Here is a 12,843-nt window from a genome sequence, read left to right on the forward strand (position 1 = left end):
GGTACCTGGGTGATATATAGTCTAATAAGTTATATTTATTAAATATAATATTAAATAAAATTATCTAAATGTATGTCATCAACTTTAGTGTACTATCCAATTCATTAACGGGTTTTTAACGCAAATTATTCAAATTGTTTTTTTGCAATCTAACATTATGTCTGTAGTTCGCTACACAAAATAATCCCTCTAAAATATATTATGAAATCATTTGTCTAAAACTCACGACAATATTATTTACCCAAAAGTTGTATTGACATAACACGATAATCTGAGCAAACTGTATTTCTTGATAATTCGATACATATCCTATGATGAATACCAATACCAAACCCCACCCCAAAACCGAATTATGTGATGCAGAACTGATGCGTTATAGTCGTCAAATTTTATTAGACGGATGGGATATTGAATCACAACTTAAAATTAAGCAATCATCCGTTTCACTAATTGGAATGGGCGGTTTAGGTTGTATGGTTGCTCCGATTTTAGTGAGAGCGGGTGTGGGTGAAGTGCATTTATTTGATTTTGATACCATAGATGACAGTAATTTACAAAGACAGCTGTTGTACACTCAAGCAGATATTGGTTTACCAAAAGCACAAATAGCTAAACAAGCACTGATAGAACAAAACTCTTGGGCTGCAGTCCATAGTCATAATATTGCACTCAATGATGATACTATAAAAGAAAACTTAATATCTATTAAATCAGACTTATGGATTGATTGCAGTGATAATTTCGATATTCGTCAAACACTTAACCGCCATTCGATCATAACCAGTACAGCCCTACTTTCATTGTCCGCCATTGGCGAAACTGGGCAAGTTGCACTTTTTGAGCCAAAAAAAACAGGCTGCTATGCATGTTTATTTGGTACTTCAATGAGGGCAGCCCAAAACTGTGCAACTTCCGGTGTCTTAGCAAGCACGGTGGCGGTGATCGGTGCACTTGGTGCTGACATCGCCTTACATTTTCTCGGTAAAGATCAAAATACCTTAAAAGATACGCTGATGGTATGGCAAGGTTCTCGTGCCAATTTTCAAAAAATGAAGTTTACCAAAAACCCCTCCTGCCCTATTTGTCAAAAATCTATCGCGCTATAATAATTTAGGGGCTGTACTAGATTAGCCCAAATCCCACACCATCTTCTCAATACTTTAAGCTGATTAGATGGTGTACTTTGCGAATGCTGCCAAAATAGCTTTCATCAAGCCCTATTTCGTCATCAAACAATTCTTTAGCCTCAAGATTAAGATGGTATTCTATCACAAGTCTGATTTTATGGTAGAATCAAGCTGCTGAATTTGGGTGCATTTGTAGCAAATCAGCTGCCGAACGAGCAGTAGCTTCAAGTACAAAAAATTCAAGCAGTCTTTTTTGTACTTTTTTACTGAGTTTACAATGGGTTATCTTCATAAAACTAGTATAACATGAGAGTTATTCTAGTACAGCCCCTAATTTAAAATGAAGAAATAATAAAAAACGGCTTTTATCAATAAGCCGTTTTTTATTTAATACTAACAAGGATATGGGGCATTTCTGCGTGAATAATACCACCATGTCAAAGCGATACATATAATATAAAATGCAATTAGTACAAGGAAGGTGCCATTTACCCCCAGACCTGAACCGAACATTTTTGGGATAAAAAAACCACCATATGCCGCAAATCCCGCCGAAAAACCTACAACTGCAGCGGATTCTTTGCGTGCTTGTGTAATAGCATCAGGGGAGTGTAAGCGTTCATGCATGGTTCGAAAGATCACAGGAATCATACGAAACGTTGAGCCGTTACCAATCCCAGTGGTGATAAATAGCAACATAAACCCAGCAAAATAGCCTGTAAAATTACCATTTTTAAGGAAAAACATAACTGCGATGACAGCAATTGTCATAATAATGTAATTCCAGAATGTGACGCACGCACCGCCAACCTTATCAGACAACCAACCACCTACAGGACGAAATAGAGCGCCAACCAAAGGACCTAGAAAGGCAACTTTTAGAGGATCGATCTCAGGAAACGACTGCTTAATAACCATAGGGAACGCCGCACTAAAGCCGATAAAAGATCCAAAAGTTGCCAAGTAAAGAATGCACATGATCCAATTATGTTGTCTTCTAAAAATAATTGACTGTTCTTTAAATGACGCTTTGGCGTTGCTTAAATCATTCATTCCAAACCATGCAAGTACAGTCATAATAGCAATTGGAATAACCCAAACAAAAGCAGCATTTTGTAAATATAAAACTTTACCAGATTCAGTAACCTGGCCATCCCCCGCCAATGCACCAAATAAAGAAAATCCGATGATCACAGGCACAACAAACTGCAGTACAGATACCCCTAAATTACCCAAACCTGCGTTTAAGCCTAACGCCATACCTTGTTTAGACTTAGGGTAAAAAAATGAGATATTAGACATACTGGATGAAAAATTGGCACCGCCGAAACCGCATAATAGTGCGATGATTGCAAATGTGGTGAAAGAAGTTTCAGGGTTTTGTATAGCCAAACCCAACCAAATTGTAGGTATAAGCAAAGATGCTGTTGACAGTGTCGTCCAGCGGCGACCACCAAAAACAGGTACTAAAAACGCATAAAATAAACGCATGGTTGCCCCAGATAAGGCAGGTAGTGCCAAAAGCCAAGACAGCTGCGCTTTATCAAATTGAAAGCCAACTTCAGGCATACGAACTACAATCACGCTCCAGATAACCCAGACCGAAAATGCAAGCAATAGTGCAGGAATTGAGATAAAAAGATTTCGAGTAGCGACACGGCTGCCGCCATTTTGCCAAAATTTTTCATCTTCAGGACGCCAGTCATCGATGCGACGACCACCTTTGAGTTGATTATTCATTTAGGTCTCCAAAATATTAGCTATAATTTTAGGGTTTTTGATTGATGGTCTTGTTCTATTTTTGGCTTGACCTCTGATAAATAAATCCAAATCAAACTCACCCACACCACACCAAACATGATCATAAACGCCGATGAACGAATACCTGTGATATCCACAGCGGCACCAAACATAATCGGTAGAATAAAGCCGCCAAGACCCCCTGCCAAGCCCACAACACCTGATACTGCACCCATATTATCCTTGTATTCATCAGACAAATATTTAAATACCGATGCCTTACCAATGGCAAAGGCAATACCTAGCAAGAAAATCAATACAGTAAAGACGATGGCATTTAAGCCAATATAAAAGCTTTTTTCCCCCTCAACTGTCTGAATGGTCAAGAATGTTTGAGGATAGGATAAGGCAAATAGTAGCAAAAACGATGACCAAAGTACCCACCAAGTGACTGTGTGTGCCGAATACTTATCTGACAGCCACCCACCCAGTGCACGCAATACCCCACCAGGCAAACTAAAACACGCTGCCAAAAATGCTGCTGTTTGTAGGCTAAAACCATATTCGCCGACATAATACTTGGTCATCCAAAGCGCCAGTGCTACATAGCCACCAAAAACGATCGAATAATATTGGCTATAACGCCAAACATTCTTATCCTTTAGAACAGCCAGTTGACTGGCAAGAGTAGCATTACTGGCAGTACGATGCGTTTTATTATCATAACTAAAAAACCAAAAACCTATGGCTGTAATCAGCATAATACCTGCATAAACTTTAGGTAAAAAACGCCAGCCTTCTGCAGCACTGGCTGCTGTGGACGCCCCTACAGCGATAATGGCAGGACCGATCATCTTAGTAATCGCTGAACCTGCATTACCTGCGCCAAATACACCCATGGCAAAGCCCTGCTTGTCTGCCTCAAACCACTTGGCTACATAGGCGATACCCACCGAAAAGGATCCGCCCGACAAACCAACAAACAAGCCTAATAACAAAAATTGCCAATATTGATCAGCACACCCCATTAAAAAGATCGGCAATACTGTCGCTAACATTAAGACGAAAAATACAATGCGCCCGCCATATTTATCCGTCATGATACCCAGCGGTAAACGAACTAGCGAACCTGTCAAAACAGGCGTGGCGGCAAGTAATCCAAATTGGGTTTCATTTAAGTCAAGTGCTTGCTGAATAGGGATACCCAAAACAGCAAACATCATCCAAGTCATAAAACATATCGTAAATGCAACGGTCGACGAGATGAGTACAATGGTAGATTTTGTTGTCATGATAGGCTCTTTTTAAAAGATGCTAAAAACAGATTTTATTTGGATATCAAAATCCCTCCAAATAAATCAGCTTTACAAAAGTACACAAGCTATAATAAATTGAAATTTTTTTGAATTAGTTGATTTAAATCAATCATAAATTAATGCTCTTATGTCTAAAATATAGATTTCTACTACTTAAGAAGTAGTCGTTCTTCATAAGGATTAGTGTATAATTGCCTGATTTTTCAAGAACTTGTTTTTAAGAACCTGATTACAATCAATCATTTTTTACTCAAACAGCAGATCTTGGCTTTTTGGGGGTATGTATGTTAAATAACCGACTTAGTGGCTTTTTGCCAAAATCGCTTTCAGTGCGTGCTTGGCTGGCAGTTGGCGTTATTGTATTTTTTGCGACAGTCACAGCCAGCACTTCAGCAGTCTTAGCCTGGGTATCAAAATCTGATGCTCAAGCACTCAACTCTGTCGGATCAATTCGGATGGCAACTTATCGCATTAATTATTTATTAACAACCAATACCACTTTACCAATTGATGATCATGTAAAACTTGATCCTACCTTATCGATCAATCAACAACTGATTGATGATATGCAAGCGCGTTTGAATGTGCTGTATGCATATCAGAATATGCCTGGCAATAAGGACACTGAGATAGATAGCCAAACTAAAACAATTCAACACCATTGGTTAAAGATGCTAAAGCCTGCTTTAGTAAATAATGATAGTACCGCAGTATTAGTGGCGTCTGGTAAATACATTAAAGAAGTTCACGAGCTAACTAAAAAAATTCAGGTTCGCAGTGAAGCCCGCCAGCACTGGCAACAAGTATTACAAATGTCTGCGCTTGGTATCATCTTATTAACCCTATTATTAGGTATGTATGAGCTTCGGCGTAATGTACTAAGACCCATTCACTTTCTCATAGACAGTACGCAGCATTTCAGACGCGGTCATCATGTGCCTGCGCTGGTAACTGGCTATCAAGAGTTTCAAACGCTTAGCAACTCATTCAATGATATGGCAGATACCATTAGCGAACATCAAGCCAAGCTCAATCAAGAAGTGTTAAACAAAACTCGGCATCTTACCCAAGCTAACCAATTGCTTAAACTATTGTATGATTTTTCCAATCAGCTCAATCAAGAGCCTGTTACATTATCTAAGCTACATCATTTACTTGAGAATTTTTCAAAGATAAATCCAAGTTTTGGGTTTACATTATGCTTGCATGATCACCTAAAATTAAATGAATCTAGCACTTCAGGACCTCTCTTGAAAAATGACACTGTGCTTGCGTCATCTAAAGATAGCATTAGTATTCACAGTCACTCTGTTGAAGAATTACAAACAGGCAAAACCGATCTTTTGTCGAGTGAAATTTGTTCTACAGGCAACTGCGATCAATGCGCTCTTAAAGCTAGATCTACGACAAGAATTTATCCAATCAGCGCCCAAAACAACTACTGGGGCGAGCTGATGGTTCATCAGCAGTCTGAAGAAGATGATACCACCATTACCAAAGAACTTGTACAAGTGTTGGTAAGTTTAGTAAGCCTAGTATTCACCATCCAAAAACAACGTCAGCAAGAGCATCAATTAATACTTTTAGAAGAGCGGAACACCATTGCCCGCGAACTACATGACTCATTGGCACAGTCATTGTCATATCTAAAAATTCAGCTTTCTATGCTAGGTACGCACGCGCGCCAACTTTCTGACGCAGCTCAACAAAACCAAAATGATACGCTCATGGATCATAATGAAGCCATGCTTCAAGTTTTAGGGCAAGCACGTTCAGGGCTTGATGCTGCCTACATTCAGCTGCGCGAGTTACTTGTGACCTTTCGCTTAAAAATAGAATCGGGCAGTTTTGATAATGCCATTGAACAGGCCTGTGACGAATTTTCTGCGAAAGGTGGTTTTAATATTACATTAGATAATCGGATTTTAAGCCAAAATCTAAGTGCTAATGAGCAAATTGACTTATTACAAATTATTCGTGAAGCATTATCCAATATTCAGCGCCATGCATACGCCAAAGAGGTAACTGTCAGCCTTTATCAAAAAACACATTTAGACACTGAACAGCGTATTTATCTGGAAATTGGTGATGACGGCGTGGGTTTACCAAAGCATATTGATGAACAACAGCATCATGGATTAAAAATTATGCAAGAGCGCACGCACAGTTTGGGTGGCGAGTTTGATATCAGTCAAAACACCCCAAAGGGCACTTTGGTGCGTATTTGGTTTTTACCTAAATTTTATGAGAACTAGGAATAACATGGTTTTAAAGATTTTTACCGCAGCCAATCCTGCACGCCTTCTTCTTGTCGATGATCATCCGATGCTACGTCGTGGTTTGGCAGATTTATTAAGTCTAGAAAAGGATGTTCAAGTCATTGCTGAAGCCAACCATGGGATGGAAGCCCTGGATATTCTAAATCAAGAAATTGTAGATCTTGTGATTTTAGATCACACCATGCCTATCTTAAATGGTATTGAAACGCTCAAAAAAATACGGGAGTTGGGTATTCAAACCAAAGTTCTATTATTTACCGTATCGGACAATAGCAAAGATGTTCAAGATGCGCTTCATTTAGGCGTTGATGGCTATCTACTCAAGGATATGGAGCCAGAGCAAATCATTACTGATATACGTAAGATTTTGTGCGGTGAATTAGTCATCAGTCCAAGTCTTGCACCGATTTTAGCACAAGCGATGCGTAAACCTGTTAAAACTGACAGCAGTCACGAGCTGACAGAGCGCGAGATCCAAGTTGCTAAAATGATTGCTCAAGGGATGAGTAATAAGATGATTGGTAACAAGCTTGGTATTGCTGAATCCACAGTTAAAGTTCATGTCAAACACATTCTTGGTAAGATTGGCCTGCGTACGCGCGTTGAGATTGCCGTTTGGGCGGTTGGTCATTATCAGTGATAAGCGAAATAATCAAGCATTGTAGTGACACATACATCCAAAGTAGTAGAGAATGTCAAAAAATTTTAACCATGTGGCTATAGGGAGCTTGGGTATTTTTTGTTATAGTTGTAATACATTCATCACCGAGGCAACGCCCATAAGTTATTGTCATGAAAAACTCTTTATTATTCCAACCGGCGCAGCCAGCCCACCAAGCGACGGATTGTTTTGACACGGTATTTTATGGCAATGAGTTTACCCTAGCAACATCCAACTCAACAGAAAAATTGACTGATAACTTTCAGCGTAAACTAACCTATCTTAGACTTTCCATCACTGATTTTTGTAATTTTCGTTGTAATTATTGTCTACCTAATGGCTATCAAGGCAAACGTCCTAATAACGAGCTGACACAACAAGAAATTGCTACTTTATTGGCAGGATTTGCTGCTCTTAGCACCACCAAAGTTCGTCTGACAGGGGGTGAGCCATCTATACGCCATGATTTGCCTGACTTGATCAGACTCATCAAAAATACAGAGGGTATCAAGACCGCGTGTATCAGCTCCAATGGCTATAAATTAGGCAAACATCTATCCGCTTGGCATGATGCAGGCTTGGATAAATTAAATCTAAGTATTGACAGTTTTAATCCCACAACATTTCATAAAATTACAGGATATGATGGCTTGCCTACTCTACTTCGTGATATTGATAAACTCTTATACTCAACTAGCATCACCTTAAAGCTCAACGGCATTTTGATGGCACATACCGCCTATGACAATCTTATGGCAGCACTGGACTTTGTCAAAGATCGCCCCATTACTTACCGTTTCATTGAATTTATGCAAACATCAGATAATAGCCAACTGTTTTTTGCCGAACATACTAGCAGTCAGCATATCAAAACCTATTTAATCAAGCACGGTTGGAGGGCTCAAATGCGTGCAACGGATGGTGGACCTGCAACTGAATACAGCCACCCTGATTATGTCGGTAAAATTGGTCTGATTGAACCTTATTCACCCAAATTTTGTGATCATTGCAATCGCCTACGTGTTAGTAGTCAAGGTCAAGTGCATCTTTGCTTGTTTGATAGCCAAAATTACGACATTCGTCCTTATCTGACACAAGGTGACACCCAGGGGCTTATTCAAGCTTTACAAGCCTTAATGCCTATCAAACCTGAACATCATCACCTGCACTCTGCCGACAGCGGCATGATGTATAATTTATCCTTGGTAGGCGGCTAAAGTGTGATTGATCGGTTATTTCACTGATTGCTGAAATCATCAGTACATAATGAGGCAGGAAATGAATACTCTACCTAAATTTATTGGCACTCTGACCACCGTACGCACAGGTAAAATTGAGCCGTTTGTGCGTGGCGTGAGTGCTATTAATAAAATTCCCATTGATGGCAGCATGAAAGTTGATTTACTGGGTCTAGATGCAGACGAACAAGCTGAGCATAAATTTCACGGTGGACCACTCAAAGCAGTGCATCAAATGCCAATCACCACCTATGATGTCATCAATCAGGCGTTTGGTTTGAACATCCCTGTTGGCTCACTCGGAGAAAATTTAACCGTCATTACCGATAAGATACCGATGGACGAACGCTCGGTATGCATTGGCGATATCTATCAATTCGGTGATGCAGATGATTGCGTACAGCTTCGGCTAGTGCAGCCTCGCCGTCCTTGTTATAAGATCAATGATCGATTAAACACTCCAAACATATCTTCTTTTGTTAGTCATCAAGGCATTGCTGGGTGGTATTATCAAGTGGTCAAAACAGGCATCATTAAGCCCGACTTATCCGTCTACCTTATCGAACGCCCTTTTGAATACGCCACTTTGCACACTCTTTGGCAAATAGTGAATCAAAAAAGCAAAATCGATGCCGCTACTGCCAATCAGTGGCTGAACATTGATTGCCTTGAGAGCAGCTGGAAACAAAAAATTTTTAATAAAACCCTAAGACCTTAACTTTGATTTGATACTTTAATTAACCCACAGGACATCTTATGTGTAACTTATGTAATGACCCTAATCATCAACCACAAGCCAAAAAATCCGATAAACCATTTACTCCCTTAAACATCGCTGTACTAACGGTATCTGATACTCGCATACTGGACGAAGATACTTCAGGAAAATTCTTGGTAGATAGCCTAGTGGAGGCAGGTCATGTATTGGTTGACCGCAAGCTGACCAAAGATGATATTTATCAAATCCGTGCAGTGATTAGTGCATGGATCGCTGATGAACGCATTCATGCCATTATTACCACAGGGGGTACAGGTTTTTATCATCGTGATAACATGCCAGAAGCAGTCGGCGTGCTATTTGATAAAGAAGTGCAAGGCTTTGGTGAAATGTTTAGATACTTATCTCATGGCGAAATCGGAATGTCAACCCTACAATCTAGAGCAGTGGCAGGCATGGCAAACAACACAGTAATTTTTTGCTTACCAGGATCAACAGGAGCATGTCGAACAGGCTGGGAGGGTATTATCAAACAGCAGCTGGATAACCGAACTCGTCCTTGTAACTTTGTACCACATTTAATGCGTCAAAATCCATCGCATGGCTAATAGTGGCAGATTTGGATTCTCAGTTTAATGGTAACTATAATATGATGCTTAACATCGGAATTAAGCCATGAGTTTATGCGCTGTCTTAATTTTAGCAGGGGGAGAGTCAACTCGAATGGGACAACCCAAAGCACAGCTTGCCCTACCTAACAAAAGTACGGTACTTGATTTTCATATCGCTTGTGCCAAAAAATTAAACTTACCTATTTTTTTGGCAGATAACGGTAAAAATTCCGCACATGATCCACTCATTACGCCACTTAAAGATTATTTGCCTTGCAATGATTCAGGTAAAGGTGCAGGTCCTTTATCCGGCATCACTGCTGGCTTACAGGCGGTAGAAAGCGAAGGCTATATTTTGACTGTTAGCTGCGATCATTTGCTAGCGATTGATAAAATTGCTGATATATTAAAGTTTACCAGTGCTCAAGTTGGCTATCTATACGCAAAAAAAGACTGCCCCTTATTAGGGGTTTACCACACCAGTATTCTACCAATATTACTTGATTTTCTGGCTCAGGGTGGTCGCTCAGTCATGCAATTTTTAGACCTTGTTGACCGCCAAACTTTTGATCTTAATGATGATTTACACTCTTTGACTAACTTTAACACACCCAGTGAATTTGCCTTAGCTTTGGAAAATTTTTATGACTGATTTAGATCACCACACCCTAACTCATCTAGACGCCAATGGTGATATTAGCATGGTTGATGTTTCAACCAAAATAGTAACCCAGCGCAGTGCCACCGCAAGCGCTCAGGTAATTTTTCCTTCAAATATCTATTTAGCCATCAAAAACACTGATGGCATGACAAAAAAAGGGTCAATTACCCAAACAGCTCATCTTGCAGGTATTATGGGTGCTAAGAAAACGAGCGATTTAATCCCTTTATGCCATCAGTTACCCCTTGATAGTGTCAAGCTAAGCTTTGAATATAATGATGCAAAATGTGCCATCGTTGTGACAGCGGCTGTCAAGGTAGCTCACAAAACTGGTGTAGAAATGGAAGCCTTAACAGCAGTATCAGTAGCTTGTCTGACCATCTATGACATGACCAAAGCAATGAGCCACGACATTATCATTACCGATGTTTGTCTATTAAATAAAACTGGGGGGAAATCTGATTATGTCAAATAACTTAACTGTTACTGTATTATATTTCGCCAGTCTTGCCGAACAGGCAGGTATAGATGAAGAAATTTTAACAACCTCGCATTATTATCTTAATGATATTTATTCTTATTTATTAGATAAATACGATTTTAATTTAACACAAGATGAATTGGCGGTTGCTGTCAATCATCAGATTGCCAATTGGCAGACTAAGGTTAGCAATGGTGATATCATTGCCTTCATTCCACCTGTCGCTGGAGGTTAATATGGCTCAAAAACTACATCAAGGCTCATCAAAGATCTCATTAAGCCATGAAGCTGCCTACCATGTGGCAATCACTGATGGATTTGCCTTATTAGACACCTTTATCGATGAGAAGAAGCTAAAAAAAGGTTTGCTTGATGACCGCTGTGGGGCTTTAGTGACCTTTGAAGGTTGGGTGCGAAACCATAACAACAGCCGCCCAGTAGAGAAGCTCACCTATTATGGTTATGAGGCATTGGCACTTAATCAAGGAAAGCTATTGATCAGTGAAGCCTGTCAACGTTTTAAAATTGAAAATGCCATCGCCATGCATCGCATCGGTGATCTGAACATAGGCGATATGGCGGTGTGGATAGGCGTTAGCGCTCATCATCGCTATCCCGCCTTTGAAGCTTGTCAGTGGTTGCTCGACGCCATCAAAGCAGACATTCCTGTATGGAAGCAAGAATTTTATACCGACAGCAACCAAAGTTTATGGTTAAGTAATAATGGTTAAGCCATTATCATAATCAATTTTTATCAACCGCCAATCAAGAAGAACACCCATGGCAATCAGTGCAAGAAATCAACTTAACGCCACCGTCAAACACATTCAATCAGGAGCGGTCAATGATGTCATCAAACTTAGCTTAACCGATGGCGATGAATTAACGGCTGTGATTACCTCAGAGAGTACCAAGCGTCTTAACCTTGCTGTCGGTGGCAGCGTGGTGGCGATTTTTAAAGCCCCATCGGTCATCGTCGCAACAGATGATGAGCTGATTTTATCGTCTCGCAACCAATTGCAAGGCACGGTGGAGAGCATCACCGACGGTGCGGTGAATGCCGAAATTACCATCAAAACCGCCAGCGGTACAGTGATTAGTGCCATCATCACCAGCCAAAGCTGTCAAAATCTAAACCTAGCCGTGGGTTCACCTGTTACTGCTTTAATTAAGGCATCACACATCGTCCTTGGTGTCAAAAAGTAACGCCCAAACCCCACAACCACAGAACAAACAGGAGCATGTTATGACAGCAACCATCAAATCAGCCATCAAACCTTTATTCATCGCCATGATGGTCATGGGGGCAACATCAGCCCATGCAGACCTTACCGTGTATGCCGCTGCCAGCATGACCAATGCTGTTGAAGACATCAATAAGTTGTATGAAAAAAAATACAACAGCAAAGTAAAAACTTCCTTTGCCGCCTCATCTACCCTTGCCAAACAAATTGAGCAAGGTGCGCCTGCTGACATTTATATCTCGGCAAACACCTCTTGGATGGATTATCTTGCCAAAAAAGATAAGATTGTTAGCAGCAGCTACAAAAACCTATTGGGCAACCGCTTGGTGATGATTACCCCCAAAAACAACCCCATCAAGACCAACATCAAAATAGACAAATCCTTTGACATCGGTAATGCCTTTACAGGCAAGCTATGCACTGGCAACACCGCCAGCGTGCCTGTGGGCAAATACGCCAAAGAAGCCCTAACCAACCTAGGTTGGTGGGACACCATCGGGCCACGTTTGGTAGAGACCGAAGATGTGCGTGCTGCACTAAACTTTGTGAACCGTGGTGAATGCCAGTTGGGCATTGTCTATGCCACAGATGCCAAAGTGGTCAAAAATGTGCAAGTGATTAACACCTTTCCAATCACCACACACACGCCGATTGTCTACCCCATCAGCATGGTTAAGCAAAGTCGTGAAGCCCAGCAGTATTATAACTTTTTACAGACCAATGAAGCCAAAGCGGTTTATTACAAATATGGTTTTAGTGTATTGTAA

14 protein-coding genes and 1 pseudogene are annotated in these 12,843 nt (G+C 40.5%); 12 read left to right on the forward strand and 3 right to left on the reverse strand.

What is annotated here, in order from left to right:
• Nucleotides 1-314: 314 nt before the first annotated feature.
• Nucleotides 315-1,106, forward strand: coding sequence for a HesA/MoeB/ThiF family protein (locus tag A4U55_RS03155; RefSeq protein ID WP_003664518.1), 792 nt, complete (start codon nucleotides 315-317; stop codon nucleotides 1,104-1,106).
• Nucleotides 1,107-1,182: 76 nt separating this feature from the next.
• Here the strand turns inward: A4U55_RS03155 and A4U55_RS03160 are convergent.
• The 3 genes and pseudogenes from A4U55_RS03160 to A4U55_RS03170 all read right to left on the reverse strand — a co-directional run.
• Nucleotides 1,183-1,419, reverse strand: a pseudogene (locus A4U55_RS03160) (IS1595 family transposase); the annotation flags it as partial.
• Between the two features lie 101 nt (nucleotides 1,420-1,520).
• Nucleotides 1,521-2,867: a NarK family nitrate/nitrite MFS transporter gene (locus tag A4U55_RS03165; protein WP_003657697.1), complete on the reverse strand. Its 1,347-nt coding sequence runs from the start codon at nucleotides 2,865-2,867 to the stop codon at nucleotides 1,521-1,523.
• A 20-nt stretch (nucleotides 2,868-2,887) separates the two neighbouring features.
• A complete protein-coding gene (locus A4U55_RS03170; RefSeq protein WP_041786659.1) occupies nucleotides 2,888-4,159 on the reverse strand; it encodes an MFS transporter in 1,272 nt (423 codons plus the stop codon).
• A gap of 308 nt (nucleotides 4,160-4,467) precedes the next feature.
• Here A4U55_RS03170 and A4U55_RS03175 point away from each other — a divergent pair, with 308 nt between their 5' ends.
• The 11 genes from A4U55_RS03175 to modA all read left to right on the forward strand — a co-directional run bounded on the left by A4U55_RS03175 (nucleotide 4,468) and on the right by modA (nucleotide 12,843).
• Nucleotides 4,468-6,438 carry a type IV pili methyl-accepting chemotaxis transducer N-terminal domain-containing protein gene (locus A4U55_RS03175; RefSeq protein ID WP_063453998.1) on the forward strand — a complete coding sequence of 657 codons (1,971 nt, stop codon included), beginning with the start codon at nucleotides 4,468-4,470 and terminating at the stop codon, nucleotides 6,436-6,438.
• 7 nt (nucleotides 6,439-6,445) lie between these two features.
• Nucleotides 6,446-7,102: a two-component system response regulator NarL gene (narL, locus tag A4U55_RS03180; RefSeq protein WP_003657693.1), complete on the forward strand. Its 657-nt coding sequence runs from the start codon at nucleotides 6,446-6,448 to the stop codon at nucleotides 7,100-7,102.
• Between the two features lie 152 nt (nucleotides 7,103-7,254).
• Entirely contained in the window at nucleotides 7,255-8,340 is a 1,086-nt protein-coding gene (moaA, locus tag A4U55_RS03185) for a GTP 3',8-cyclase MoaA (RefSeq protein WP_003668599.1), read from the forward strand.
• A gap of 61 nt (nucleotides 8,341-8,401) precedes the next feature.
• The gene (locus tag A4U55_RS03190; protein WP_003665316.1) at nucleotides 8,402-9,079 is read left to right on the forward strand and encodes an MOSC domain-containing protein; all 678 of its coding nucleotides are present in this window, start codon (nucleotides 8,402-8,404) and stop codon (nucleotides 9,077-9,079) included.
• A 38-nt stretch (nucleotides 9,080-9,117) separates the two neighbouring features.
• The gene (gene moaB, locus A4U55_RS03195) at nucleotides 9,118-9,687 is read left to right on the forward strand and encodes a molybdenum cofactor biosynthesis protein B (RefSeq protein ID WP_003657690.1); all 570 of its coding nucleotides are present in this window, start codon (nucleotides 9,118-9,120) and stop codon (nucleotides 9,685-9,687) included.
• Nucleotides 9,688-9,754: 67 nt separating this feature from the next.
• Nucleotides 9,755-10,342 (forward strand): molybdenum cofactor guanylyltransferase, encoded by a 588-nt coding sequence (gene mobA, locus A4U55_RS03200; RefSeq protein ID WP_077656027.1) that lies wholly within the window; start codon nucleotides 9,755-9,757, stop codon nucleotides 10,340-10,342.
• On the forward strand, nucleotides 10,335-10,826 hold the full coding sequence (moaC, locus tag A4U55_RS03205; protein WP_003657688.1) for a cyclic pyranopterin monophosphate synthase MoaC: 492 nt from the start codon (nucleotides 10,335-10,337) through the stop codon (nucleotides 10,824-10,826). The genes mobA and moaC overlap by 8 nt, the downstream gene beginning before the upstream one ends.
• Entirely contained in the window at nucleotides 10,816-11,067 is a 252-nt protein-coding gene (locus A4U55_RS03210) for a MoaD/ThiS family protein (protein ID WP_003657687.1), read from the forward strand. Before moaC ends, A4U55_RS03210 begins: the two co-directional genes overlap by 11 nt.
• A 1-nt stretch (nucleotide 11,068) precedes the next feature.
• Nucleotides 11,069-11,563, forward strand: a complete 495-nt coding sequence (locus A4U55_RS03215) for a molybdenum cofactor biosynthesis protein MoaE (protein ID WP_003657686.1) — start codon at nucleotides 11,069-11,071, stop codon at nucleotides 11,561-11,563.
• Nucleotides 11,564-11,612: 49 nt separating this feature from the next.
• Nucleotides 11,613-12,038: a TOBE domain-containing protein gene (locus tag A4U55_RS03220; protein ID WP_013107862.1), complete on the forward strand. Its 426-nt coding sequence runs from the start codon at nucleotides 11,613-11,615 to the stop codon at nucleotides 12,036-12,038.
• A gap of 40 nt (nucleotides 12,039-12,078) precedes the next feature.
• On the forward strand, nucleotides 12,079-12,843 hold the full coding sequence (gene modA / locus A4U55_RS03225; protein ID WP_063453999.1) for a molybdate ABC transporter substrate-binding protein: 765 nt from the start codon (nucleotides 12,079-12,081) through the stop codon (nucleotides 12,841-12,843).

This window comes from Moraxella catarrhalis, assembly GCF_001632285.1.
Taxonomy (GTDB): domain Bacteria; phylum Pseudomonadota; class Gammaproteobacteria; order Pseudomonadales; family Moraxellaceae; genus Moraxella; species Moraxella catarrhalis.

Coding starts and splice junctions, on each gene's coding strand:
- A4U55_RS03155 (WP_003664518.1), top strand. CDS start 315: ATGAATACCAATACCAAACCCCACCCCAAAACCGAATTATGTGATGCA.
- A4U55_RS03165 (WP_003657697.1), bottom strand. CDS start 2,867: ATGAATAATCAACTCAAAGGTGGTCGTCGCATCGATGACTGGCGTCCT.
- A4U55_RS03170 (WP_041786659.1), bottom strand. CDS start 4,159: ATGACAACAAAATCTACCATTGTACTCATCTCGTCGACCGTTGCATTT.
- A4U55_RS03175 (WP_063453998.1), top strand. CDS start 4,468: ATGTTAAATAACCGACTTAGTGGCTTTTTGCCAAAATCGCTTTCAGTG.
- narL (WP_003657693.1), top strand. CDS start 6,446: ATGGTTTTAAAGATTTTTACCGCAGCCAATCCTGCACGCCTTCTTCTT.
- moaA (WP_003668599.1), top strand. CDS start 7,255: ATGAAAAACTCTTTATTATTCCAACCGGCGCAGCCAGCCCACCAAGCG.
- A4U55_RS03190 (WP_003665316.1), top strand. CDS start 8,402: ATGAATACTCTACCTAAATTTATTGGCACTCTGACCACCGTACGCACA.
- moaB (WP_003657690.1), top strand. CDS start 9,118: ATGTGTAACTTATGTAATGACCCTAATCATCAACCACAAGCCAAAAAA.
- mobA (WP_077656027.1), top strand. CDS start 9,755: ATGAGTTTATGCGCTGTCTTAATTTTAGCAGGGGGAGAGTCAACTCGA.
- moaC (WP_003657688.1), top strand. CDS start 10,335: ATGACTGATTTAGATCACCACACCCTAACTCATCTAGACGCCAATGGT.
- A4U55_RS03210 (WP_003657687.1), top strand. CDS start 10,816: ATGTCAAATAACTTAACTGTTACTGTATTATATTTCGCCAGTCTTGCC.
- A4U55_RS03215 (WP_003657686.1), top strand. CDS start 11,069: ATGGCTCAAAAACTACATCAAGGCTCATCAAAGATCTCATTAAGCCAT.
- A4U55_RS03220 (WP_013107862.1), top strand. CDS start 11,613: ATGGCAATCAGTGCAAGAAATCAACTTAACGCCACCGTCAAACACATT.
- modA (WP_063453999.1), top strand. CDS start 12,079: ATGACAGCAACCATCAAATCAGCCATCAAACCTTTATTCATCGCCATG.